This is a genomic window from Kitasatospora sp. NPDC038210 (assembly GCF_055600605.1).
Window position 1 is genome coordinate 1 of record NZ_JBVJYK010000025.1, and the last position, 24,578, is coordinate 24,578.

A 24,578-nucleotide genomic window follows, 5' to 3' on the forward strand; every position below is an offset into this window, starting at 1 on the left:
TCCAGCTGCACTTCACGCCGACGTACTCGTCATGGATCAACCAGGTCGAGCGCTGGTTCGCCGAACTGGAACGACGCTGCCTCGAACGCGGCGTGAACTGTTCACTGGACGACCTCCAGGCCAGCGTCGAAGGCTGGATCAAGGTCTGGAACGAGAACGCCAAACCGTTCAAGTGGACCAGGACCGCCGACCAGATCATCGACCGGATCTGCCGCTACTGCTCACGCATCTCCGAACCAGCTCACTAGTCGAGGACGAGCAGGATCGCGACCGTGTTGCCCTCGGCGTCCAGGCACTCGGTGGTGCTGGAGCCGTCCGGGTCGGCAAGGATGCCCAGCACGGTGCCGGTGCCGTCCTCGTCCGGGATCATCAGCCAGTCGTTCGCGAAGTCGCCCTCGACCGGCTCCACCGGCCAGTCGGTCGGGTCCACCGATGCGTCCTGGAGCATCTCGCGGAGGCGCTCCAGCCGCCAGCTTTCGCCACCGGCGGCGCGCGCGGACAGGGTGGCCCAGGCGCGCTTGAGCATCCCGGTGCCCGGCTCGATCCAGGTCGTGCTGGGATTCGCGTGTATCACGGCCAGGCCGGACGGGGTCGCCACCCGGTCGCCGCAGTCCTCCGTGCGGACCGGGACGGTCTCGCCGGGGTGCACCAGGACCGCCACCGGCACCCCGGGTGCGGCCTCACGAGCGACCAGGTAGACCGGTGTGCCACCGGACCGCATCGGGAAGCCGCCGCCCTCGGGCCCCAGCGGGTCGTAGATCGTGCCGTGGCCGCCGGATCCCTGGATCAGGCCGAGCCGTTCGATCCGCCAGCCGTCGACCGTCCGCGTCCCCTCGAACGGATCGGCCAGGGCCGTGCTCAGCGCGGGCATGTACGCGTACTCGAACTCGTCAACGTCATCGTCATCGTCGTAGGACATCCGGTCTCCCGATAACTCGTAGGTGAGAGGGAGAGTAGACCGCGGCCCTGACACCGACCGCTGGACCGGGGACCGGGGGCCCCGGGGTGATGACCATCAGGAGACTGCGTCGCGTTGAAGCTGCGTCGGGTCCTCGGCGGCCCGGGGCGGACGAAGCGCCCCGGGGGCGGTTCTTGAGTGACCGTCGGTGGCCGAGCCGCGGGACGTTCCGGGCCACCTCGCCGCTCGGTGTGTCCGAACGGGCGGGCATGATGGCGCCGTGCCGACCGCCGAGGAACCCCACCAGCCCCCGTCCCGTGAACCGGAACCGATAGCGCCGGGCCGGGCGACACCCGACCCGTTCCAGGGACTCGTCCTGGACGAACGGTTCATCAAGGACGCCGCCGTCAAGGAGCCGACCGCCCGGACCCGGATGCTCGCCGCGCAGTGGCGCACGGAGCCGCCGGTGGACCCGGGAGGCCGCCGCTGGGCACCTGGCGCGGCCGCCGGCACGGCCCGCTCGAAGTGGACCCGGCCGGGACGCCGGCGCACCGTGCTGATCGCGGTCACCGCTTTCGCGGCGCTGCTGGCCGTCGCGGTCGGAGCGGACCCGGCCGGCCTGCTGAACAGGGACAGCCCGGCGGTACGCGGCCCGCGGGCCGTGCCCGCATCGCCCCGGCCGACTGCGGATGTCGCGCTGCCCGGCGGCGGGGTCTCCGACGGCACCAGGTGCGGCACGAAGGGCTTCCACTACTTCGAACCGGCGCCCGCTTCCTTCACCTTCGCCGGCGGATCGCAGCCGGACGCCCCACCACCACCAGGACCGCAACTCGTCCTCGGCTCCTACGGGTTCTCACGGTCCTCGGCGAAGGACCCCGGGCAGTTCACCATCGGTCTGCTGCTCGGTCCGGGCGCCGCCGACCGCGCGCTGGACCTGTCCGCGCCACTCGGACCGCAGGGTGTGGCGGTGGAGATCGAGGGCCCGGACGGCCTGGTCGGCGGCGCCCACAACCTCCCGCTCACGCGCGACGACGACACCCCGTCCGACGCCGGCGGCACCGTCCACGTCGGACCCGAGGGCGGCGCCTCCGTCCAGCTGACCCTCCCGGCCGGGGCCCTGTGCCCGGGCTTCGACGGCTTCGCCGTCCAGCAACGCCTGATGTCACCGACCGACTCGCACAACACCATCATCGGCCAGCCGCCCTACCGGCTCACGGTCTCCATCTCCGATCCGGCGATCGGCGCACTGCGGCGCCAGGTGGGCTCGACGGTGCCGGGCGACGTGTTGGCGACCGACAACCGGATGCCTCACTGACCGGAGCCACCGGAGAAGAGGTCCGACGACGCTGAACCGGGTACGGCAGTACGGCAGTACGGCGGTACGGCGGTCTGCTTGGCCGCCAGCCGAGCACGCACCCGCCGGCGGTGGGCAGTGCGGCGGTCGGGCGGCTCCGTGCGGTGCGGTGACTGGCCGCGAACGGGGCCGCGACGTCGAAGAGGGCCTGTCGGCGTGGCCTGCTTGACCCGTCGGGTCGGGCCCCGCAGAGTCGGGTGCGGCCGTGTGCAGCATCGGCAGTCGGCCCGCCGCGTGGGCCGGAGCCGGTCCGGGCGTACCGGGCGGAGCGTCGACGTGAGGGAGCGGGTGATCCGATGGTTGTCGACTTGATCGTGATCGGTACGGCCATCACCCTGGGGCCGCTGCACAACAGCGCGTTCGTCCTCCTGCTGTCCTCGCGGCGCGGCGTCCGCAAGGGGCTCGCCTTCCTGCTGTCCTGGCTGGCCAACCTGGTCGCCGTCGTCGCCTGTGTGCTGCTGCTGACCGGCGGGACGCCACCAGTCCACCACAGTTCGCCGTCGAGCGCGGCCCTCGCCGCCAAGCTCGCGATCGGCGTCGGCCTGGTCGTGTTCGGCGGCTACCGGAGTCGGCAACCTCCCCGCCCGTACCGGCCACCGAGTTGGGCGGGGCGCGTCGACAACGCCTCGCTCGGCACCGCTGCCGGACTCGCCTGGCTGCTCCAGCCCTGGGCTCTGGTCGGGGCCGGCGCCGCCACGGTCGTCGACGCCGACCTCTCCTCCGTCTACACCTGGCTCGACCTGACCGGCTACTGCCTGCTGGCCACCCTCAGTCTGCTGGTGATGGAGCTGTACACCGTCTGGGCTCCGGAGAGCTCCCGCGCCCGGCTCGACGCGCTGCGAACCTGGCTCGAACAGCATCAGGACCAGCTGATCATCACCCTCTCGCTGCTGGCCGGACTCTGGCTCACCGCCAGCAGCATCTACCATCTCGTCACCTGATGACCCACCGGGCGACCTCTGGCTCGTCACGGGCTTCCGGGGTTCGGGGGCTCGCTGCTGCCTTCCTACGCGCCGGCACTGGCACTGCCGCTCTCGGAATCCGAACTGCTGCTCTGGCTGCTGCCTCCGTCTGCGCTCGCGCTGGCGCCGGCCTTGGTGCTGGCATGGTCGGAATCAAAACTGTTGCTGCCGCTGAACCCGCTCCCGTGACTGGACTTGTTCCCATGGCTGGGACGGCTCCCCCGGCTCCTCTTGGATGACGAGGATCCCTTGGCGGTGGTCCTGCCCGAGCTGGCGGAGCCGCCGGAGGCGGATGTCTCGGTCGAGCTGGACGAGGTGGACAAGGTGGACGACCTGTGCGGATGGGATGAGCCGGACGACCCGTGCAGGTGGTGGTGCGAGGAGCTGCTCGACAAGCTGAGCGAGGACCCGTGCGAGGAGTCGTGCGAGACGCTGAGCGAGGACCCGTAGGAGCCGCCCGAGCCGGCGGTCCGGGTTCGTGCGCCGTTCGCCGTTCGCCGGAACACGGCACGCGGGCGGCCGGCCTTCCCTAGGGTGTGGGGGAACAGGGATCGAGGGGCGGTGACCGACGTGTCGGTCGGGACGGCACCGGGGGACGAGCTGGGGGACGATGCGTCTCCGCAGGTGCGCAACACCATCGTGGGCGGGCACTTCTTCGGCACCGTGATCCAGGGCAGACGCGTCGAACTGCGGCTCACACGGGACCCCGAGCGCGCACTGACCGGCCTGCCGCAGTGTTCCTCCGCCTTCACCGGCCGCGACGAGGAACTCGCCACGCTCCTCGCGGGGCTGGCGCCGGAGACCGTCGGGCGGTTGCCACGCGTCCACGTGGTGGCCGGGCTCGCGGGGATCGGGAAGACCGAGCTCGCCGTCCAGGCCGCCGATGAGGCGCTCCGCAGGAAGACGTGGTTCCCCGGCGGCGTCCTCTTCGTCGACCTGCTCGGTTACGACCCGGACCGCCGCGTTCCCCCCGACCACGCCCTGGACGGCTGGCTGCGCGCGCTCGGAGTCCCGCCCGCGCACATCCCGCCCGGCGTCCAGGACCGCTCCCGGCTCTTCCGCAGCGTCCTGTCGGCCCACGCCGAGGCCGGCCGTCCGGTCCTCCTGGTCGTCGACAACGCCGCCGGCCCCGACCAGGTCCGCCCGCTCCTGCCGGGCGACGGCGTCACCGCGGCGATCGTCACGTCCCGCGACACCCTCGCCGTCGACGCCCGGCTGCACGAACTGGCCGAGCTCGGACACCGGGCCTCCGTCGGCCTCCTCGCCCACGCCGTGCGCCAGGCCCGCGGCGAGGGCGACACCCGCGTGGCCGACGCCCCCGAGGACACGGCCGCCGTCGTCCGGCTGTGCGCGGGCCTGCCGCTGGCCCTGCGCATCGCCGGCGCGCTGCTCGCCGACAGCCCCGACCGGCCGGTGTCCTCCCTGGCCAAGGCCCTGGCCGCCGACCACACCCGCCTGGAGCGCCTGCAGCACGCGGACCGCGCCGTCCGGGCTGCGTTCGACCTCTCCTACGGGCACCTGCGCGCCGCCCACGCCCGCCTGTTCCGCCTGCTCTCCCTCAGCCCCGGCCCCGACTTCGCCACCGAGTCCGCCGCCGTGCTGGCCGGGGTCGACGACATCGAGGCCGAGCAGCTCCTCTGCGACCTCTCCCGCGCGCACCTCGTCGAGGTGGCCGGCGTGTGGGGGCGCTGGCGCATGCACGACCTCGTCCGCCTCTACGCGGACGAACAGGGGCGCCTGCCCGTACACGCCGCAGCCGACCATCGGGACGCCGCCCAGGACCGGCTCCACGGGCACTTCACCGCCACCGTCCGTGCGGCCGACTCCCACCTGGCCACGCTGTCCGATCCGCCCTCGCCCCGCTTTCCCGACCTCGCGACGGCCTTGGCCTGGCTCGATGCCGAACGGCCCAACCTCATCGCCCTCATCGGCGCCGAACCACCCCTCGGGCGGCCCGGGACCACGACCGCCCTCGCCCTGGACCTGGCCCGGTACCTCGGTCACCGTCGTCATCTCGACGACTGGCTCGACGTCACCACCACCGCCCTGGAGCTCTTCCGGGAAGACGCCGACCGGCACGGCGAGGCCAGCGCACTGAACCTCCTCGGACTCGCCCTGCTGGAACTGCGCCGGTTCGACGAGGCCCGCGCGGCCCACACGCGGGCGGCCGCTGTCTTCCGTGCGCTCGGCCACCACCTCGGCAGGGCCAGGGCACTCAACAACCTCGGGCTCGCCCTGCGGGAGGAACGCCGTTTCGACGAAGCCATCGACACCCTGACCGAGGCGGCCGCCGTCTACGGTGGACTCGGCGACCTCTACGGAGAGGCCATCGTGCTGAGCAACCTCGGCGCCACGATGCGCGAGGAGGGCCGGTTCGACGACGCGGTCGACGCCCATTCCCGGGCCGCCGCGACCTACGCGCGCTGCCACGACCGCCGGAACGAGGCCAGGGCACTCAACAACCTGGGGCTCGTCCTGCTGGAGATGCGCCGGTTCGACGAAGCCATCGACACCCTCACCGGTGCGGGCAGCACGTTCGACGAACTCCAGGACCTCCACGGCGAGGCCACCGTGCTGACAAACCTCGGCGCCGCCCTGAAGGCGGCGGGCAGGATCGAGGAGGCCATCGCCGCCCTCACCCGTGCCGTCGAGGCGCACCGTGCGCTCCACGACCGCCACCGCGAGGGCGGCGCGTTGAACAACCTCGGCCTCGCCCAGCAGAGGGCGGGTCTGACGGGGGCGGCCCTGAACTCCTTCGGCAGCGCCGCGGCGCTGTTCCGCGAGCTCGGCGACGACCACAACGCGGCCAAGGCGCTGACCAATCGCGAGCGGGTGCGGGCGCAGGGGCCGCCCGGCCCCGGTGGCGGTAGCGGTGGCGGTGGCGCCGACGGTGTCCCCGGGCGGCGCTGATGTCCCGGCCGCCCCGGGCAGCGGGAGCGCGGCCGATCACCGTGCGCGACGGGGCCTGGGACGGGGTGGACCGCCGCGCGGCGCGGCGGCGGGCAAACCGCACGATACTGAAGCCATGTCGCAGAACGCCCGCACGCACCACGAGCCGTCGCGTCTCACGGTCAAGGGCCGCGAGGTACGACTGCGCACCATTGCCATGGCCGTCATCGCGGTCCTGGCCGTCTGGTTCATCGCGGTCAACACCGCCTCGGTGACCATCACCCTGTGGGTCTCCGACGTCACCATGCCGCTCTGGGTCGTCCTGACCGTCACGATCCTCGTCGGCATGCTGATCGGCGTCTTCCTGGCCCGCCGCCGCGCCGCCCGCAAGTCGGCTCGGTCGTGATCCCGGGGCCCGTGGGTCGGCGCCCAGGGGCCCGCGCGGCAGCCCGAGCGCGGGCTGCGCCGTTCCGGCGCCCCGGCGCCGTTCCGCCTGCCGCGCGGGTGCGGGGTGCCCGTGTCACACCAGGGCCGCGCCGCCGTCCACCGCGATCGTGGTGCCGGTGACGTAGGCGTTGGACAGCACGAAGAGATAGGCCGCCGCGGCTTCCTCGGCGGTGCCGACACGCCCTGTGAGCAGCTCGGACCCGGCGCCCTGGAGGAAGGCCTCCGGGTCCGGGACGCTGCCGTCCCACAGCTCGGTGCGGATCACACCGGGCTGGACCACGTTGACGCGCAGCGGGGCGAGTTCGACGGCGAGTGCCCGGGAGAGGGCCTCGATGCCGCCGGTGATGCCTGCCGTGAGCACGGTTCCGGACAGGGGGCGGATCGCGAGGACGCCGGAGCTGAAGGTGATCGAGCCGCCCTCGCGCAGTCGCGGTGCGGCGTACTGGGCGGCGAGGAAAGCGCCCCAGAACCGGCGCTCGAAGACGGCCCTGGCCTCCTGCGGGGTGGTGTCGGCCAGCGGCTTGATCAGCAGGGCTTCGCCCGCGGTGTAGACGAGGTGGTCGAACTCCCCGACCTGCTCGAAGAACGCGGCGATGGCGTCACCGTCGGCGACGTCCAGGCGGCGGCCTTCGGCCGGCTCGCCCAAGCGCTTCGTCGCGGCGTCCACGCGGTCCTGGTTGCTGGAGGCGACCACGACGGCCGCCCCGGCCGCCGCGGCCTGTCGGGCCACCGCGAAGCCGATGCCGGAGGTTCCGCCAATGATCACGATCTTCTTGCCGGACAGAGACATGGAGTCCGTTCCTTCCTCGATGCGGTGCCGGGGTTCGGCGACCGCCGTGGCACGAACGTACGCCGCGACCATCGAGACGGTGAATGCCTTGAGATCTCGATTCCCTGTCACATCGTCTCGCTCTGCAGGGCGTAGAGTGGCGTCATGGACATCCTGAGCGACACCCTCGAAGTCCTGCGCACGGGGCGCCCGATGGTGACTCGCACCGATGCGCACGCCCCGTGGGCCCTGAGGTTCCAACCCGTCTCGGGAGCCGGATTCCACGTGGTGGTGGAGGGACACTGCCACCTGCTGCCACCGCACGGCCGACCGCTCGCGCTCGGGCCCGGCGACATCGTGTTCCTGCAGCGCGGCAGCGGACACACCCTGTGCGACGTGCCGGGCCGCGAGCCGGTGGACTTCGTGCCGGAGCGCGTGGACCGTTCCTCGCCGATCGGCCAGGTCACCGTGGACGGGCCGGGGCCGCGCACGGTGCTGGTGTGCGGCGCGTACGCGATCGACGTCGATCGCCCGCATCCGCTGTTCGGCGATCTGCCGGAGGTGATCCACCTCCCCGCGGTTCCGGGCCGCCACCCGGTGCTGCGTTCGGCGGTCGATCAGCTGTGCGCCGAGTTCCACGCGCCGCAGCCGGGCTCGGACGCGGTCGTCACGGCGCTCGTCGATCTGCTGCTGCTGTACATCCTCCGGTCGTGGTACGCCGACCTGCCGCAGGAGCGGACCCGGGGTTGGGCGGCCGCGCTGACCGACCCGGCGGTCGCCCCCGCCCTGAAGGCGATCCACGACGATCCCGGCCACCCCTGGACCGTGGAGTCGCTGGGCACCCGCGCCGGGCTGTCCCGCGCGGCGTTCGCGCGCCGCTTCGCGTCGGTGGTCGGCGAGCCGCCCTTGACCTACCTGACCAACTGGCGGATGGCCACCGCGGCCCGGTTGCTCCACCGGTCGCCGGCCCCGCTGAGCACGATCGCGCAGCACACGGGGTACACGTCGGAGTTCGCCTTCGCCAAGGCCTTCAAACGGCACTTCGGATCGCCGCCCGGGGCCTACCGCAAGCAGGTCAGGACGACGGCGGGCGACGAACCACGCGGATGCGCCTGACGGTGCGGGGCGGGACCTCACCGCAGCGGACCGGGAAGCGGTGACCGGTGTCCCGGTACGCCGCGTGCGCGCACGGACGGGGGTCGCTCACCGGAGCAGCGCTTCGAGCTCCGGGAGTCGGCCGAACAGCTCCGGCAGGCCGCGCACGCCGTTGCGTGCGGACTCGTGGGACAGCGCGAGGTCGGGTCCGGTGCCCGCCTCGACACCGGCGAGGCACCGGAGGACGTTCCACCTGGTGTGCCCCAGCCAGCCCCCGACCGTGTACACGAACCAGCTCGGACCCGGCGGTGGCAGCGCCCCGCCCCCCGCGGCGTAGCCGTCGAGGACCGAGCGGAAGACGGCGGGCCTGATGTCGTCCAAGCCGGGGCCCTTCGCGAGGCTCAGCGCGGTCGAGCCGAGCTCGCCGGACAGGTCGAGCATGCCCGAGAGCTCCCAGTCGAGCACCACCGGCCGGCCCTCCCGGGCCAGCAGGTTCCACGGGTGGATGTCCTGGTGGGTCAGCACGACGGGGCCCGGCCGTTCGCAGGTGTCGACGAAGTGCGCGATCGCGAGGAACGTCCCGACGTGGGAGGCGAGTTCGTCGGCCCACGGCTGTCCGGTCGCCAGCGCCCGCGCCGCGAGTTCGGGCCAGTCCCGTGGCGTCGGGTCCTCGGCCGGCACGTGTGGCCAGGCGACATCGAGCGCGTGGATGCGCGCGAGGATCCCACCGATCTCGAACGCGAACGCCGTCGACACCGGGGCCTCGGGCACCTTCTCGCCCTCGGCCCAGCGGTGGACGAGCGTGTCGTGGTCGGCCGAGACCGGCTCCGGCATCGGGATGCCGGCGGCGAAGGCCGCCTGCTCGAACCTGAACACGTCCTCGAAGTGATAGGTCACGCGACGGTCGGCGAGATTCAACTCCTTGACCGCGAAGGACCCTTGGTCGGTGTCGAGCCGGTACATCCGGTTGGCGAACCCGCCGTGGACGCGGATCATCGGCCCGGTCGGCACGCCGAGATGTGAGAGGTTCACCCCCGCATGCTAGGGCAGGCGGTCCGGCGGTGCACCGGACTTTCCCGCGCCCTTGGCCCCGGCCGCCGGGGACGGTCGGCCTCGGCCGTCGCGGGCGGGTTTCCCGGGCCACGGGCCGCGTCGGCCCCGGGCCACACGGGGGACAAGCTGCCTGTCGCGACCGGGTCAGCCGTGCGGACACCGACAGAATGCCCTGATCGGCAGTCAACCAGGTGCCTTCGGGAGGTCCCCGTGTTCCGTCTCCGTTCCCTTGCGCGGGCCGGGGTCGTCCTGCTCCTCGGGGCCGCGATGGCGGCCGCCGGGCCGAACCCGCGCACATCGGCCGCCGCGGGCCTGCCCGCTGCCGGGCGGCTCCCGGCCCACGTGGTGGTCGAGGACCCCGCCGGCTACGTCGACCCGTACGTCGGCACCCGGGCGGACGCTCCCGACCGGGGCCACGGCGGCGGCGCCGGCAACACCTTCCCGGGGGCGTCCGCGCCGTTCGGCATGATGCAGTGGAGCCCCGACACCGCCACCTACCAGCACGGCGGCTACGCCTACGACGACCCGAGGCTGAGCGGCCTCAGCCTCACCCACATCTCCGGTGCGGGCTGCAGCGACTACGGCACCACCCCGTTCATGCCCGTCCTGGACGGCACGCCGACGACGTCCTCCGCGTTCTCGCACGCCAACGAGCGCCTCGCCCCCGGGTCGTACGGTGTCACCCTCGACAACGGCATCGGCATCGACCTGGCCGTCACCCAGCGGTCCGGGATCGCCCGCTTCAGCTATCCGGCCGGGCACACCGCGTCCCTCGCCGTCGATGCGGGCCGGGCCTTCAACGCGGCGTCGGGCGAGCTCACCGTCGAGGGCTCCACCATCTCCGGGTTCACCGACGGCGGCGGCTTCTGCGGCACGTCCAACCGCTACCGGGTCTACTTCCACGCCGCGTTCGACCGCCCCTTCAGCCACGTGGACGCCGGCGACCGCTCGCCCGCCGCCAGGACCGTGGTCTCGTTCGACACCGGCCCCGACCGGGTGGTCACCGCCCGGGTCGGGATCTCCTTCGTCAGCGTCGAGGGCGCCCGCGCCAACCTGGAGAGCGAGCAGCGCGGCGCCCCGCTGGCGGAGGTCCGCGCCCACTCCCGCGCCCGCTGGAACGACCTGCTGGGCCGGATCGCCGTCGCGGGCGGCACCAGCGAGCAGCGCCGGGTCTTCTACACCGCGCTCTACCACGCCCTGCTGCACCCGAGCGTGTTCAGCGACACCGACGGCCGCTACCCGGGCTTCGACGGACGGCTCCGCACCGCCCACCGCGGCCACGCCCAGTACGCCGACTTCTCCGGCTGGGACGTCTACCGCTCGCAGATCCAGCTGATCGCGCTGATCGCCCCGGACGAGGCCGCCGACATCGCGCAGTCGATCACCGACCAGGGCGACTCGGCCGGCTACTTCGACCGGTGGACCCTGGCCAACGGCGGCACCGGCGTGATGGTCGGTGACCCGCTGCCGACCATGGCCGCCACCGTCCACGCCTTCGGAGCCACCGGCTTCGACGCGCCCCGGCTGCTCCGGCTGGCCCGGCAGGGCAGGGACGACCCGCGCCAACGCCCCGGCCACGAGGCCTACGACACAACGGGATTCGTCCCGGCGAACACGGAAGGGCAAGGTGCGTCCATCACGCTGGAGTACGCGACCACGGACTTCGCGCTGGCCCAACTGGCCGCCCGGCTCGGGGACTCCGCCGCCCGTGACGTCCTGCTGCGACGCTCGGCGAACTGGCGCAACGTCTTCAACGACACCAGCCGCTACATCCAGCCGCGCGACGCGGACGGCAGCTGGCCCCCCTTCGGCCCCGAGCGGCCCGGCGGGTTCGCCGAGGGGAACTCCGCCCAGTACACCTGGATGGTGCCCCACGACCAGCGCGGCCTGTTCGACGCGATGGGCGGCCGTGCGGCCGCCGTGAACCGGCTCGACACCTTCTTCACCGAGCTCAACGCCGGCTCCCGGGCGCCCTACGCCTACCTCGGCAACGAACCCTCCCTGAACACGCCCTGGGCCTACGCCTACGCGGGCCGCCCGGACCGCGCCCAGGACGTGGTCCGGCGCGCCCTCACCACGCTGTTCACCGACACCCCAGGAGGCGAACCCGGCAACGACGACCTCGGGCAGATGTCCTCCTGGGCGGTGTGGGCCGCCCTCGGCATGTACCCGCAGGTGCCCGGCCGGGCCGAACTCGTCCTGGCCAGCCCCCGGTTCCCCGCCGTCACCATCCGCCGGGGCGACGGCCCCACCATCGACATCAGCGCCCCGGGCGCCTCCGACACCGTCCGCTACGTCCACGCGCTGCGCACCGACGGCCGTCCCACCGGCCGCCCCTGGGTGAGCGAGGACTTCGTCCGCCACGGCGGCACCCTCGCCTTCACCCTCTCCGACACGCCCGACCCCTCCTGGGGCAGCGACCCGGCCGACGCACCGCCGTCCTTCCCGCCGCCCCCGGCCCGGGCACAAGGCCAGGCCCCGGCCCTGGACCCGGCACAGGTCCAGGCCCCGGCCCTGGACCAGGGCCAGGCCCAGACTCGGGCGCGGGACCGCCAGCCCGGAGGCGCGCGGTGAACCACCTCGGCGCGCCGGTGGCCACGACGGTGAAAACGGGGTGCCTCGGCCGGCAGTGGTCGGGTAGCGTGCGGATCATGTCGAGTCCTGAGTCAGACGAGGTGGGGGCTTTCGGTCACGCCGTCAGCCCCCTTCACCACTGAGCTCGTAAGCCCCGTCGTCGAACCGCGTTCTGCGGTCGGACGGGTGCGCCCTCAGGGGGCCGGCCGCGGTGACGAGATGACCGTCTCGTGCTTCTCCTCGTCCCGGAGCCTCTCGATGCCTCTTCCGCTGTACCTGCTTGCCGTGGCGGTCTTCGCCATGGGCACCTCGGAGTTCATGCTCGCCGGCCTCCTGCCGGACCTCGCCCCGGATCTCGACGTCACCGTCGGGACGGCAGGGGTGCTCACCTCGGCCTTCGCGATCGGCATGATCGTCGGCGCTCCCCTGGTGGCCGCACTCTCCCGCAACTGGCCCAGGCGCGCCGGCCTGCTCGGGTTCGTCCTCGCGTTCTCGGCGGCGCACGCCGTGGGCGCCGTCACCACGAGCTTCCCGGTGCTGTTCGCCACCCGGATCGTTGCCGCGCTCGCGAACGCGGGGTTCCTCGCCGTCGCCCTGACGGCTGCCGCCACACTGGTCCCGCCCGACAAGAAGGGACGCGCCCTGGCCGTGCTGCTGTCAGGCACGACGACGGCCACCATCGCCGGTGTCCCCGGCGGCTCGGTGCTCGGCACCCTGCTCGGCTGGCGGGCCGTGTTCTGGGCCGTCGCCGCGCTCTGCCTGCCCGCTGCTCTCGGCGTCCTGAAGGGCATCCCGGCGGGACGCGCGGAGGAACGGACCGCCGACGGGCCGACCCTGCGAGCAGAACTCGCCCAACTGGCGAAGCCGAGGCTGGTCCTGGTGATGCTGCTGGGTGCGCTGGTGAACGCGGCGACCTTCGCCGGCTTCACCTTCCTCGCCCCCGTCGTGACCGGCACCGCCGGGCTGAGCGAGCTGTGGATCCCCGTCGCGCTGGTGCTCTTCGGTACCGGGTCGTTCGCCGGCGTCACGGTCGCCGGTCGACTGTCCGACCGGCACCCCGGCCCGGTCGTCGCGGTCGGCGGCCCGCTGCTGCTCCTCGGCTGGCCGGCACTGGCCGTCCTGGCCGACCAGCCGGTCGCCCTGCTGGCCCTCGTGTTCGTCCAGGGTGCCCTGTCGTTCGCGCTGGGCAGCACCCTGATCACCCGGGTCCTCTACGAAGCCGCAGGAGCCCCCTCCATGGCAGGGTCGTACGCGACCGCCGCACTCAACGTCGGCGCCGCCGCCGGCCCCCTCATCGCCGCGACCACCCTCGGCACCGGAGCCGGGAACCTCGGGCCGCTGTGGTCGAGCGGATTCCTGGTCGCCGTCGCGCTGCTCCTCGCGTTCCCCCTCCGCAGTGTGGTCGCGGCCGGCCGAAGCGCGGAGGTGCTCCGGTGACGCGGGCGAACGCCGAGAGCCCATGCAGATCACGCCCGCGCGAACTCCGCGGCTTCCAGGAGCTCAGGATCGCCGCCGCCCTGCACGCCCCCGCCACCCCCGCCCCGCGGCCGGCCGCGGACACCGACCCCCGGCCGCCCGGGCGCTCGCCGACACCCTGCGCGCCGCCCGGGAGGCCCTGGAGGGCATCACCGCCACCCTCGGCCCGGACGACCTGCGAACAGCCGCCGAGCTGCTGAACGACACCCCCGGGTGCTCCTTCAGCTACGCCCGCTCACCGCTCACCGAGACGGCGACCTGCGCCCTGATCACGGGCGGCCAGTCTACTGACGCCGCGTCGACGAAGCGGTGTTCTGCGCAGCAGGGCAGGGCACGGCGCGGCAGCTCACCGCACGGCACGGCACCGCACGGCGCGGCAGCGCTCCTCCCGGGCTCCGGCCTCCGCGCCTCGTCAGCGCGCGATGCGGTGGTAGGCGGCCGCCCAGCCGGCGGCGGTGCGGTCGCCCCGGGTGAAGACGGCGGCGCCGGTCCGCCCGGCTGACGGGTCGTCCTGCCGAGGAGCCGGGTACGGCGCCTCGACGGCGGTGCCGGTACCGGTACCGCCGTCGGTGCCGACCTCGGTGTGTCGGGCGGCCGCGGTTCCGTTCCAGGTGACGACCGTGGCTCCGCGCGGCGCCCGGACGTGCGCGCGGTCGGGGTGGAGGGTGATCTCGGTACCGGTGGTCCGGGACGCGAGGAGCGCGAGGTAGTCGCCCGGGGTGAGGCGGCAGGTGTCGGGCGGGGTGGTGCCCGGCCAGTCCGGTGAGTCGATGCCGCGGGAGCGGGCTGCCTGCCACATGGCGGGGACCAGGGCGTGGGCGTGCATCGGGGTGGCCATCTGTTCGCACATCCACAGCAGCCGGCCCGCGCCGAGTGCGGGGCCGAGGGTGCGCCAGCGGATGCGCTGGGCGAGGTCGGCGGCGGTGACGGCTATCCAGGGGTGGACGGTGACGAGGGGTCCTTGGGCGCCGAGCCAGGCGAGGTAGCGCTGGGCGTCGTCGAGGACCGGTGCCATGGAGTCGGCCGGGATGCCGCGGATGTAGGCGGGCCGGCCGCGGAAGGCGTGCGGTGCGCGGGCGACGAGGAGCAGGACGGCGCGGGCGAGGTCCCCGGCGACCGGCTGCCATTCGTCGTCCTCCTCCTCGTCCGCGGGTTCGCTCCCGTCGGGTCTGCCGAGGGTGCGCAGGACGTTGTAGAGCTCGGCCTTGGCACGGTCGGTGAAGGGGGCCTGTTCGAGTGCGGGCAGGCGGGTGGCGAGGGTGGTGATGAGGGCGCCTTCCGCGGCGTCCGGGTCGGTGGGGACGGGGAGTAGGGCGGCGGCCTCGGCGAGCGTGGCGGCGAGGTCGGCGTCGACCATGAACCGGCTGGTGAGGCGGCCGAGTTCGGTGGCTTCGAGCCTGTCGTCCCCGTCGGGGTCGGGGGTGCGGGTGAGGTAGGCGGCGTCGGTCAGGAAGTCGGTGGCGTCGTGGAGGGGGTCGAAGGGGTGGTGGCCCTGGTGGAAGGCGAAGGTGCTCTTCCACCAGTTCTCGGCCTGGGTGACGGTGGCCAGGCGGTTCTGGACGGCTTCGGCGAGGAGGTGGTCGGGCAGGCGGTCGCGGATGCGGGAGGTGACGGTGTACCCGGCGGCGAGCCGGGCCTGCCAGTGGTGGCGTTCGCTGGGCGCGGTGAGCAGGTAGGCGTGGCCTTCGCGTTCGCCGGCACCGATGCGGCCGGCGCGGCCGAACATCTGCTGGACCATGGACACTTCGATGCGGCTCATGCCGATCTGGGTGTCCCGCACGATGACGGCGCGGGCGGGGAGGTTGACGCCGGCGGCGACGGTGGAGGTGGCGACGAGGATGGCGGCCCGGCGGTCGCGGAAGGCCTGTTCGGCGTCGCGCTTGTGGGGCCAGTCCCGGTAGTGGAGGCGGACGCCGGCCTTGGTGCACAGGCGCTCCACGAGGTCGCCGTCGTCCGGGTCGGCGCCGGTGGTGTCGACGCCGCGGTCGTGGGCCAGGGCGAGGGCCGTGGTGCGAACCGAGCGCTTGCTGCCGCAGAACACCAGGACGCTGCCGCCGTCGGCGGTGTGGCGGCGGGCCAGGTCGACCGTGCGGGCGGTGCGGGTGAGGTTGCGGGTGGCCCAGTCGGGTGCGTCCGCGTCCGGTGGCATCGCCGGTAGCTGCCAGGTCAGGCGGGTGGGACGCCAGGGCGAGCGGACCAGGCGGGCACCGAGCCAGTCGGCCGTCTCGTCGGCGTTGGCGACGGTCGCGGACAGGCCCACGATCCGCACCCGGGCGGCGTCCTCGCGGACCCGGGCCAGGAGTGCTTCCAGGACCGGACCGCGGACCGGGTCGCCGAGCAGGTGGATCTCGTCGACGATCAGGCAGCCGACCTCGGCGAGCGCCGCGCGCAGCGAGCCGGCGCGGCAGATCGCCTCGAACTTCTCGGTGGTGGCGACCCACAGGTCCGCCTCGCGGATGAGGTCGGTGTCGACGGCGGCCTCGCCGGTCAGCCGGACCACGCGCAGGCCGGCCCTGCGCCAGGCGGCGAGGTCGCGGTCGAGTTCGTCGGTGAGGGAGCGCTGGGGAACGAGCCAGGCGGCCTTGCGGCCGCGCCGGTGGGCGGTGAGGGCGGCGACCATGCCGATCGCGGTCTTGCCCGCGCCGGTCGGGGCGACGACCATCACGTGCTCGTCGCCGCCGGTGACGACGGGGACGGTGGAGGCCTGGACGGGGTTGAACGCCGGGTGCGGCAGCAGCGCCTTCCAGTGTTCGGGGACCAGCTCCTCGACGGGCACGAACGCCTCGATGTCGCCGGCCGGAAGCTCGTCCAGGGCGTCCCACTGGGCGGCGAACGCGTCCCGGGCGGCGTACGCGGCGGGGCCCGCGGCGGGTGTCGCCGCACCTCCGGACCAGGCGGCCAGGTCGACGGGCCCGCCGAGGTCGGACACCGTGGTCACGAACTCGTCCTCGACCCAGTGCGCGGCGGTGCGCACCCGGGCGCCGAGGCCGGTGAGGGCGTGGCGCAGGCCGTCGAACCCCTCCCCCGCCGGGACGATGACCCGGACGTCGGCGGCTGCGCGCAGCACGGGCTCGGGCACGCTCCAGGCGGGGTCGGTGACCTTCCCCCACCACAGGGCACGCGTCTCCCGCTGCGCGGGCAGCGGCAGGTCCTCGGGCCACGCCGGGCCCGCCGGGGCGGGTGCTTGCTCCCGGGAGGGGTGGGGCAGGCGGACCGCGGTGACCGTCACGCCGGGCCCGGTCGGGCGGCGGCCCGGGTCGAGGCCGGCGACCAGCCGGGCCGCGGCGCGGACGGTCGTCGTGGGAGCCGCCTTCGTCCACCGGGGCGCGCGGGCGGCGGGCACCACCGGGGCCGCGGGCGCGGCTCGCAGGAGTTTGTCGTAGGTCTTCACGCCGAGGTCGGCGAGTGTGTACGCGCGCGGGCAGGCGGGGCAGACCAGGGCGACGTAACGGTACTGGCGTCCGCCGGACTCGTACGGGCGGCGCAGCGAGTGCAGCGGCCGGTCGCACTCGGGGCACGGGCGGGGCAGCTGCTCCTGGTAGGTCCAGCCCGGTTCGGTGAACCGTTGCTGCAGCCCTTCGTCCGGCAGGTCGCTCCCCCACCGTTCGCTCATCACCTGCGGGACCGTCAGGTCGCCTGCCTCGGTTTCCGTTTCGTGCACGGTGCTCACTGTGTCAGCCGGGGCCGCAGCTGTGCCAGAGGGGTTTCGGTCGGACGGCGGGCCGGGCGGCGAGCACCCCGGGCACCCCGTCGCCTCCGATTGCCTACGAACCTGTGAGTCCGTGTCCGAACTTGATGCGATTTCCGGCCCGTTCTCCGTCACACCCACCGGTGAACGCGCCCCGAAGGGGGGGCGTGTACGACCGGTCGCCGCTCTCCTGGGGGTCCTGTCCGGATCGGGCGATCCGCCCGCCGACCACGAGAGTGAGGCCCCAGGTGGGGATGACAAGACGAAGGACGCGCGTCGCGCGGGGCGCGGTGCTCACCGTCGCGCTGACCGTCAGCGGGGTGCTGACGGCACCCGCGGCGTACCCGCAGAGCGCGGACGGAACGGTGACGGTCCGGGTGGTCCGGGCCGTCGACGCCACGGGTGCGTGGACGCCCGCGCTGGAACCGGGCCTGGCGGGCGTGCGGGTGACCCTGACCGGCGGGAACCGGGTCCACGTCGAGGGCACCACCGCAGCCGACGGGACGGTGACGCTGGCACCGCCGCGGAACCGGGACCGCGGCGGCAAGTACCGGGTGCAGGTGGTGAACCCGAAGCCGGGCGTGCTGTTCCCCGCCTTCGCCTCGCGGGAGGGACTGGACGGGGCGCCCGACCGGCTCAGCTCCAACCTTGAGTTCGTCGACCTCTCCGACGGCCGGAACGTCTCGTACACCACGGGCCTGTGGAGCCCCGGCGACTACTGCCAGAAGAACGCCCCCCTGGTGACGACCTGCCAGAACACCACGTGGGAGGGCGGTGCGCAGCGCACGCTGGTGTCCTTCCCGTACGGTGCGCGCGGCCAGGACGGCGTGGACGTGAACGTCACGGACATCGCCACCGACGCGGAGACCGGCACGCTGTTCGGCATCGCGTGGAACAGGGCCGACGGGCGGGTGTTCTCCTCGGCGGCGGCCAAGCGCACCACCGGCTACGGCCCGGGCGGCTCCGGCGGGATCTACGTGACCGACCTGGCGCAGAAGAGGACCACGCTGTTCACCACCGTCCCGGACGCCGGAAGCACGGCGCACGGGCCGGGGACGGACGACGCCTTCCTGGCGGTGCCGGGCAAGGAGAGCCTCGGCGGGCTCAAGGTGACGGACGACGGCCGGGACCTGTTCGTCGTCAACCTCAACGACCGTCGGCTGTACCGCTACGACGCCACCGCGGCGACCGCGGCGTCGCCGAAGGCCGTCTACCCCGTCCCCGACCCGGGCTGCCCCTCGGCTGGTGACTGGCGCCCCTTCGGCCTGGGCTTCCAGGACGGGACCGGCTACCTCGGCGGTGTCTGCTCGGGCGAGTCGACGGGCGCGGTGTCGGACCTGCGGGCGGTCGTGCTGCCCTTCGACCCGGCCACCGGCCGGTTCCGCCCGGCCGTGCTGGACCAGCCGCTGGACTACCCGCGCCAGTCGACCGTCGGCGCGGGCCCGTGCGACGGCGCGGGCTGGTTCCCGTGGACGGACACCTACCCCACCACGCAGAACGGCCAGACCTGCTCCGGCTTCCGCGCCCAGCCGGAACCGGAGTTGGGCGAGGTCGGTTTCGAGGCGGACGGTTCGATGCTGCTGGCCTTCCGCGACCGCTTCGCCGACCGGGCGACGGGCCAGGAGGCGGCGGGTGCCGCCGTCGGGCAGGTCCTGTCGGGCGGCGATCTGGACAAGGCCTGCCCGGTGAACGGCACCTACGTGCTGGACACCGACAACGGCTGCGGACTCTCGCCCCGGGGCACCCGCTTCTTCGACACCAGCCGGATGGGCTTCCACCACAACGCGGCCTACGCCGGGATGGCGCTGTCCAAGGTCGAACGCACCCTCGGGATCTCCGGGTTCGACCCCAACAGCACCGCCTTCGGCTACGGCACGTCGTTCCTCCAGCGGGCGGACGGCAAGCCGGACCCGGCGTTCGGACTGCGCCTCAACCCGCCGAACGTCCCGGCGCCGTTCGGCAAGGGCGCCTCGATGGGCGACCTCGAAGTGCTCTGCGACCGGGCGCCGCTGCAGATCGGCAACCGGGTCTGGTACGACCCCGAGCGCGAAGGCATCCAGGAACCCGGCCAACTCCCCGCGCAGGGCGTCACCGTCCACCTGTACGACGGGTCGGGCGGGCTCGTCGGAACCACGACGACGACGGCGCGCGGCGAGTACTACTTCGACGACTCGAACGTGGACGGCGGCCTCGCACCGCACACCGCGTACACGATCCGGCTGGACAACCCGTCCGACTACGCCGAGGGCGGTCCGCTCCACCGCTGGGTGCCCACCCGGCACGACGTCGGTGACGATCCCTTCGTCAACTCCAAGGGCATCGCCCCGCCGGGAGAGCACTATCCCGAACGGGCCCTGATCACCGGCGGCCCGGGCGAGAACGACCACACCCTCGACTTCGGCTTCCGACGCTGCGGGTGCGGGCACTGACGACGCCCTTCGTGGCGGCCGGGCCGAGGTCGAGCACGACCGGCACGGCAGGCCACCAGTGAGCCGCGGCGCCTGGCGGGCCACCGCCGGGCGCCGCGCCGATCTCACGCCGTCGCCCGGGAGTCCGTCGATCACATGTGATCCGCGGGCGCCCGGACCCGGCACGGGCCCTCAGGCGAGCCAGTCGGTGTAGTGGGTGGGGGCGATGCGGGCGCCGTGCGGGGCGGTGAGGACGTCACCGTGGACGGCGGCGAACAGGCCCGCGGTGTCATCGGTGACGACGCGACGCCCGTCGCCCTTGGCGGTCAGGGTGAGCCGGCCGAGTTCGTCGAGCGGGTAGACGTCCGGGCCCGCGATGTCGACGACGCCGTTCAGGGGGCTGCCCGCGGCGACTTCGGCGACCACGGTGGCGACGTCCGCGGCGGCGATCGGCTGGATCGGCGTGCGCGGCAGGCGGACGGTGTCGCCGTCGGCGGTCATGGCCAGGGTCGCGTCCATGAACTCCATGAACTGCGTCGCGCGGACGATGGAGTACGGGAGCGGTCCGGCCTTGAGGGTCTCCTCCTGGAGCACCTTCGCGCGGTAGTAGTCCAGGTCGGGCACCTGGTCCACGCCGACGATGGAGAGGATGACGGCGTGCCCGACCCCGCCCTTGTGGCTCGCGGCGAGAAGGTTGTCCATCGAGGTCCGGAAGAAGACGAGCGAGGCGTCGTCGAAGGTCGGGGAGTTCGTCAGGTTGACGACGACGTCGGCGCCCGCCACGGCCGCCTCCAGCCCCTGCCCCGTGATGACGTCCACGCCCGTGGACAGGGAGTGCGGTACGGCCTGGTGCCCGGAGGCGTTCAGGTTCTGCACGACCCGTGACCCGATCAGCCCGGTTCCGCCGATGACTGCGACCTTCATGGCATTCGCCCACTTTCGATGACTGGCGTCCGACATGCGCCTTCCGTACTGCCAACCCTCGGCGAACGCGCTCGTCCCGGCTAGCCCGGCCCGTCCGGTCGTCACCCACCGTGACGAACCGGCGGCCGATCGACAGGCCTCAGGAGGCGGACGAACCCGCCCGGAGGCCACGGGGAATGCCTCGGCGTCTCGGGAACCACCCTGGTCACAGGCCTGTCGGCGGCCCCTGGGAGAATCTGCGCCATGACAACCGACATCCGCCGCTCCGCGGGAACCAGAACCCTCTCCGACGCCCTGCTCTCGATGTTCGGCATCCGGCGGCTGAGCACCGAGAAGGACCTCGCCGACCTCCGGGCGGGCACCACCCTGCAGGTGTTCTGCTCAAGCCCGACGCTGGGCACCGTCAAGATGCTGTCGGTCGGCAAGGGACGCACCGTTCCGCACACGGCCTCCGGCCACCTCCACCTCTCGGCCGACACGGTGACCTGGCACAACCGGCGCACCCGCGAGAACGTCGTCCTCCAGGGCCCGTTCCGGCTCTCGCCGTCGGAGCAGAAGGCGCCGCTCCCGAAGATGGCCCGCCTCGACCTCGCCGCGGGCGACGAGCAGCACGTGATCGTGATCCCCAAGGCCGACGTCTCCCTGGTCACGCAGGTCCTGGAAGCGGCCGACCGGTAACACCCGGGCGGGACACCCCGGTCGGGGAAGGCCGGCAGGCCTGGTGGGCCGGGCAGGCCTGGTGGGCCGGGCAGGCCTCGCAGACCTCGCAGACCTCGCAGACCTGGCAGACCGCCTGCTCCGCTCAGGCCCCGTCGAGGTCGGCGCGTATGCGGAGCCGCAGCTCGCCGAAGAGACGGTCCCAGTGCCGGCGGGCCTCCTGATACTCCGGCTCGGTGTACGTGACGCCGGACTCGACCAGGTCACGAAGGTCCCGCAGCGCTCTGAAGGCTGTGACGGAGGACTGTTCGACACCGTCCGACGCGGTGATCGAGACCTGGTACCGCAGCTCGTAGGCACCCCCGGACTTGAATGCCTCCACCGCGACCCGGCCGCGCTCGTCCGCGGGCAGCGTGGGGTTCCGCGCAGCCTGGCGGATCTCGTTCCAGGTCCTGGACAGCGCTGCGAGGTACTCCGCGTAGAGCAGTCGCTTGGCGTCCCGGTGCCGGTCCCGGTGGTCGCGCCGCCACCTGACCCGGTCCGCGATGAGCGTGGACGTGACGCCGATGACGGCGCCGAGGGCGGTGCTCGCGAATGGTGACCAGTCCATGGGGCCGAGGCTATGCAAGTGCTGCCGGCTCCGAGTGCGGTTCAGGCGAACCCGGCTGCGGTCGTCGGGGCCAGCCCGAAGGCCCGCACCAGCGCGACCGCCATCGCCGCCCACGCCCCCACCGCGCAGCACCGGACCAGCCACGTCAAGACACGTCCCACCGCGCACCCCCGTGATCGACTCCGGCGGAGTCTCCCACACCGTCAGGCTGCCGGGCCGTGGATTGTCAGTGCCGGGCGGAAGGATGTCAGGTGACGCAGCAGCCCGTACCGAGGAGCACCGTGACCGCCGCCACCGAGCCGACCTGCCGTCCCGTCTTCCAGGACCTCTGGTGCGCGTCCGACCTCGGTCCGCACCGCCCGTGCGGCGGCACCTACGAGTGGTACGACGCCGACACGCTGCCGCCGCTGGAACCGGCCCGTTTCGACGGCGGGTTCGGGTGGCTCGGCGGCACCGGCCCGGTGGTGCCGGAGCTCGCCGGGCACCTCGACGCCGTCGCCGCCGAGCTGGCGGGCGCCGGGATCCTGCTGCCCGCCGAGTTCACCGCCTTCCAGACCGGCGCCACCAGCTACCAGTCCCTGGACGCGGTGTCGGCCACGGCCTGCTGGACGGACGTCTCGTCGCCGATACCGAGCCCGGTGGAGCCCGGTGCCTTCCTGGTCCGCTTCCTGCGCGACCAACAGGACTGCGTGCACTGGTACCTGTACCTGCGCCCCACGGGCGAGGCCTTCGTGGTGGCCTCCCCGCTGGACCTCGCGGACGCGCCGGAGTGGGCCGAACCGGGCGTGCCGGTGGACTGGTTCGGGGCCATCGCCCGGTGCGCTTCCTCGTTCGAGGAGTTCGCGTTCCGCTTCTGGGTGGAGAACCGCCTGTGGTGCGCGCTGCACGGCTACGGCGAGGAGAGCATGGACGACGAACTCACCGGGTACCTCGCGCACTACGAGCGCGGCTGACCACCGGGAGACCGGAGTTGCCGGGCGGCCTTCTTCGCTTCCACCTGCGCCCGCAGAGCCACCGCCTTGTCGGAGTCGCCGTACCACCACCACGCGTACCCGGCGATCGCCAGGAACAACGCCACGGAGACGAAGAAGAACGGATTCAACCGGAGCTGATCTGCCGAAACGTCGCCATGCGCGGGGCTCGGGACCGGGCTCGGGCTCGTTGCCGCACCGGCCCGCCCCGGCCGTGACAGACCGGGGCGGACCGATGCCGGCGCTGGATCAGCTGGCGTTGCTGGTGTCCGGCGAGAACGGACCCACGCACACGGTGCCGAGCGTCGCCTCCCTGACGCACACGGTGACGTTGACCCGGCCGGAGAAGTCCGCCGAAGCGCTCTGACCGGGGTAGAACAGGCCGGTCTGCGAGTTGCCGCTGGACGGGGTGATCGTCCACCGGTAGTCGGTGTAGTGGCCGGAGGACAGCGATACCGTGGCGTAGGTGTCGCCCACGTACCGGTACCAGGTGGCGTAGGCACAGATGGAGAAGTTGGCGTTGCTGTTGCAGTGCGTCGTCGTCGCGTGTGCGGAGGTGGTGGCGCCCAGCGTGGCCGCGAGGACGGCGGCAGTGGTCAGTCCTGCCTTCACGAGCTTCATGTGACTCCCTCGTAGGTGTCAGTGGGTCATGGAAGGTCGGTGCGGGGCACCCGTTCGTCGACCGGTGGAGCCCGGCGGAACTCGGGCCGACCGCCCTGGGTGTCGGGCACGGGATCCAGGGAACCCCGGTGACACATCCGCCGTCGAATGATTCGATTTCTTTCGAAGAGAATCTCGACGCGGGGGCGGCTCGTGATCAGGATCGACCTCGGCAGTCAGGGGCTGGGCAAGGTCAGGTTCGCCATGACCCCGCTCGACGTCGCCAAGGACCTGCTGTACTCCCTCGCCCGCTCGCCCGGTCGACTCGGCCCCGAGTGGCAGGCCTCGGCCCGGCAGGCGCTGTCCGCGGGGCGGCTGGGATTGCTCGCCGTCGTCGCGGGCGGGGGCCCACGCGGCTACGCCCCCGACTTCCTCCGGCCGGAACCGCCCGGCTTCCAGCTGCCCCTGGACGAGGCCCTGCACCGCGTCGCCACCACGAGCCGGGAGCGGATCCGCTACGAACTCACGGGGGCCGTCGGCGGCCACTCATGGGGGCGCACCGCAGCCGACCGGCCGCCCCGGCTGCTCCTCGATGCCATGGAACGGGGCGAGGAGTACGTGGCACAGCGCGTCGCAGTGGAGCTGGAGCAGTTCTGGCACACCGCCCTCGCGCGTCACTGGCCCGGCATCCGGGCCCGGCTGGAGGGCGACGTCGCCGCCCGCGCCACCGTGATCACCCGGCACGGCATCGCGGAAGCCGTCAACCACCTGGCCCCCAACCTGGAGTGGGACGGCGCCGCCCTGACCGTCCACCCGACGGCCCCCGGCCTGCCCGCGGCGAACCTCGACGCCGACGCCGCGATCTTCGTACCGAGCGTCTTCGCGGGACGGGCGACCTTCTGCGGTGCCGAGCCCCCGGGCGCGCCGGCCCCCCGCCTGCCGTTGATCGTCTACCCGGTCGGGCCGAACGACTGCCTCCCGACCGCGCCCGACGGAGCACTGATCGGCCCGACGCGCACGAGGCTCATGGCCGAACTCGCCCAGCCCCGCACGACCGGAGAACTCGCCCGGCGCGTCCACCTCAGCCCCGCGACCGTCTCCTACCACCTGCAGATCCTCCACCGGGCCGGACTCGTGCAACGCACCCGTCGATCCCGCACCGTCCTCTACCAGAGGGCCATGTCCGCGCACGGCGGGCAGTAG

At 73.2% G+C, this 24,578-nt stretch carries 20 protein-coding genes and 1 pseudogene; 13 read left to right on the plus strand and 8 right to left on the minus strand.

The window, feature by feature from the left end:
* Positions 1-248, plus strand: a pseudogene (locus tag ACZ7KX_RS34240) (IS630 family transposase); the annotation flags it as partial.
* On the opposite strand, the gene ACZ7KX_RS34245 reads toward ACZ7KX_RS34240, so the two are convergent.
* Positions 245-919, minus strand: coding sequence for a hypothetical protein (locus tag ACZ7KX_RS34245; RefSeq protein WP_470329884.1), 675 nt, complete (start codon positions 917-919; stop codon positions 245-247). The pseudogene ACZ7KX_RS34240 and the gene ACZ7KX_RS34245 overlap by 4 nt on opposite strands.
* A gap of 259 nt (positions 920-1,178) precedes the next feature.
* Here ACZ7KX_RS34245 and ACZ7KX_RS34250 point away from each other — a divergent pair, with 259 nt between their 5' ends.
* From ACZ7KX_RS34250 to ACZ7KX_RS34270, 5 genes are all read left to right on the plus strand, one after another.
* On the plus strand, positions 1,179-2,213 hold the full coding sequence (locus ACZ7KX_RS34250) for an SCO2583/SCO2584 N-terminal domain-containing protein (RefSeq protein ID WP_470329885.1): 1,035 nt from the start codon (positions 1,179-1,181) through the stop codon (positions 2,211-2,213).
* Positions 2,214-2,548: 335 nt separating this feature from the next.
* Positions 2,549-3,193 carry a GAP family protein gene (locus tag ACZ7KX_RS34255; protein ID WP_470329886.1) on the plus strand — a complete coding sequence of 215 codons (645 nt, stop codon included), beginning with the start codon at positions 2,549-2,551 and terminating at the stop codon, positions 3,191-3,193.
* A gap of 276 nt (positions 3,194-3,469) precedes the next feature.
* Positions 3,470-3,664, plus strand: coding sequence for a hypothetical protein (locus ACZ7KX_RS34260; RefSeq protein WP_470329887.1), 195 nt, complete (start codon positions 3,470-3,472; stop codon positions 3,662-3,664).
* A 111-nt stretch (positions 3,665-3,775) separates the two neighbouring features.
* Entirely contained in the window at positions 3,776-6,124 is a 2,349-nt protein-coding gene (locus tag ACZ7KX_RS34265) for a tetratricopeptide repeat protein (RefSeq protein ID WP_470329888.1), read from the plus strand.
* Between the two features lie 115 nt (positions 6,125-6,239).
* Positions 6,240-6,509, plus strand: a complete 270-nt coding sequence (locus tag ACZ7KX_RS34270; protein WP_350522402.1) for a LapA family protein — start codon at positions 6,240-6,242, stop codon at positions 6,507-6,509.
* A 114-nt stretch (positions 6,510-6,623) separates the two neighbouring features.
* On the opposite strand, the gene ACZ7KX_RS34275 is transcribed toward ACZ7KX_RS34270, so the two are convergent.
* Positions 6,624-7,340: an SDR family oxidoreductase gene (locus ACZ7KX_RS34275; protein ID WP_470329889.1), complete on the minus strand. Its 717-nt coding sequence runs from the start codon at positions 7,338-7,340 to the stop codon at positions 6,624-6,626.
* A gap of 144 nt (positions 7,341-7,484) precedes the next feature.
* On the opposite strand from ACZ7KX_RS34275, the gene ACZ7KX_RS34280 reads away from it, so the two are divergent.
* A complete protein-coding gene (locus ACZ7KX_RS34280) occupies positions 7,485-8,435 on the plus strand; it encodes an AraC family transcriptional regulator (RefSeq protein WP_470329890.1) in 951 nt (316 codons plus the stop codon).
* 87 nt (positions 8,436-8,522) lie between these two features.
* Here the strand turns inward: ACZ7KX_RS34280 and ACZ7KX_RS34285 are convergent, their stop codons facing one another.
* On the minus strand, positions 8,523-9,446 hold the full coding sequence (locus ACZ7KX_RS34285) for a phosphotransferase family protein (RefSeq protein ID WP_470329891.1): 924 nt from the start codon (positions 9,444-9,446) through the stop codon (positions 8,523-8,525).
* 231 nt (positions 9,447-9,677) lie between these two features.
* Here ACZ7KX_RS34285 and ACZ7KX_RS34290 point away from each other — a divergent pair, with 231 nt between their 5' ends.
* Together ACZ7KX_RS34290 and ACZ7KX_RS34295 are read left to right on the plus strand one after the other, a co-directional pair.
* Positions 9,678-12,041 (plus strand): GH92 family glycosyl hydrolase, encoded by a 2,364-nt coding sequence (locus ACZ7KX_RS34290; protein ID WP_470329892.1) that lies wholly within the window; start codon positions 9,678-9,680, stop codon positions 12,039-12,041.
* Between the two features lie 258 nt (positions 12,042-12,299).
* Complete coding sequence (locus tag ACZ7KX_RS34295) at positions 12,300-13,478, plus strand: Cmx/CmrA family chloramphenicol efflux MFS transporter (RefSeq protein ID WP_470329893.1); 1,179 nt, start codon at positions 12,300-12,302, stop codon at positions 13,476-13,478.
* 451 nt (positions 13,479-13,929) lie between these two features.
* On the opposite strand, the gene ACZ7KX_RS34300 is transcribed toward ACZ7KX_RS34295, so the two are convergent.
* On the minus strand, positions 13,930-17,178 hold the full coding sequence (locus ACZ7KX_RS34300) for a DEAD/DEAH box helicase (protein WP_470329894.1): 3,249 nt from the start codon (positions 17,176-17,178) through the stop codon (positions 13,930-13,932).
* A gap of 281 nt (positions 17,179-17,459) precedes the next feature.
* Here ACZ7KX_RS34300 and ACZ7KX_RS34305 point away from each other — a divergent pair, with 281 nt between their 5' ends.
* Positions 17,460-19,634, plus strand: a complete 2,175-nt coding sequence (locus tag ACZ7KX_RS34305) for an SdrD B-like domain-containing protein (protein WP_470329895.1) — start codon at positions 17,460-17,462, stop codon at positions 19,632-19,634.
* Between the two features lie 171 nt (positions 19,635-19,805).
* Here ACZ7KX_RS34305 and ACZ7KX_RS34310 read toward each other — a convergent pair whose 3' ends face one another.
* Complete coding sequence (locus tag ACZ7KX_RS34310) at positions 19,806-20,537, minus strand: SDR family oxidoreductase (RefSeq protein ID WP_470329896.1); 732 nt, start codon at positions 20,535-20,537, stop codon at positions 19,806-19,808.
* A 243-nt stretch (positions 20,538-20,780) separates the two neighbouring features.
* Here ACZ7KX_RS34310 and ACZ7KX_RS34315 point away from each other — a divergent pair, with 243 nt between their 5' ends.
* The gene (locus ACZ7KX_RS34315) at positions 20,781-21,215 is read left to right on the plus strand and encodes a hypothetical protein (protein WP_470329897.1); all 435 of its coding nucleotides are present in this window, start codon (positions 20,781-20,783) and stop codon (positions 21,213-21,215) included.
* Between the two features lie 124 nt (positions 21,216-21,339).
* On the opposite strand, the gene ACZ7KX_RS34320 is transcribed toward ACZ7KX_RS34315, so the two are convergent.
* Entirely contained in the window at positions 21,340-21,804 is a 465-nt protein-coding gene (locus tag ACZ7KX_RS34320) for a hypothetical protein (RefSeq protein WP_470329898.1), read from the minus strand.
* 251 nt (positions 21,805-22,055) lie between these two features.
* Here ACZ7KX_RS34320 and ACZ7KX_RS34325 point away from each other — a divergent pair, with 251 nt between their 5' ends.
* The gene (locus tag ACZ7KX_RS34325) at positions 22,056-22,757 is read left to right on the plus strand and encodes a hypothetical protein (RefSeq protein ID WP_470329899.1); all 702 of its coding nucleotides are present in this window, start codon (positions 22,056-22,058) and stop codon (positions 22,755-22,757) included.
* On the opposite strand, the gene ACZ7KX_RS34330 is transcribed toward ACZ7KX_RS34325, so the two are convergent.
* Together ACZ7KX_RS34330 and ACZ7KX_RS34335 are read right to left on the minus strand one after the other, a co-directional pair.
* Positions 22,742-22,906 carry a hypothetical protein gene (locus ACZ7KX_RS34330; RefSeq protein WP_470329900.1) on the minus strand — a complete coding sequence of 55 codons (165 nt, stop codon included), beginning with the start codon at positions 22,904-22,906 and terminating at the stop codon, positions 22,742-22,744. The genes ACZ7KX_RS34325 and ACZ7KX_RS34330 overlap by 16 nt on opposite strands.
* Before the next feature lie 118 nt (positions 22,907-23,024).
* A complete protein-coding gene (locus tag ACZ7KX_RS34335; protein ID WP_470329901.1) occupies positions 23,025-23,396 on the minus strand; it encodes a hypothetical protein in 372 nt (123 codons plus the stop codon).
* A 192-nt stretch (positions 23,397-23,588) separates the two neighbouring features.
* On the opposite strand from ACZ7KX_RS34335, the gene ACZ7KX_RS34340 reads away from it, so the two are divergent.
* Complete coding sequence (locus ACZ7KX_RS34340) at positions 23,589-24,578, plus strand: ArsR/SmtB family transcription factor (RefSeq protein WP_470329902.1); 990 nt, start codon at positions 23,589-23,591, stop codon at positions 24,576-24,578.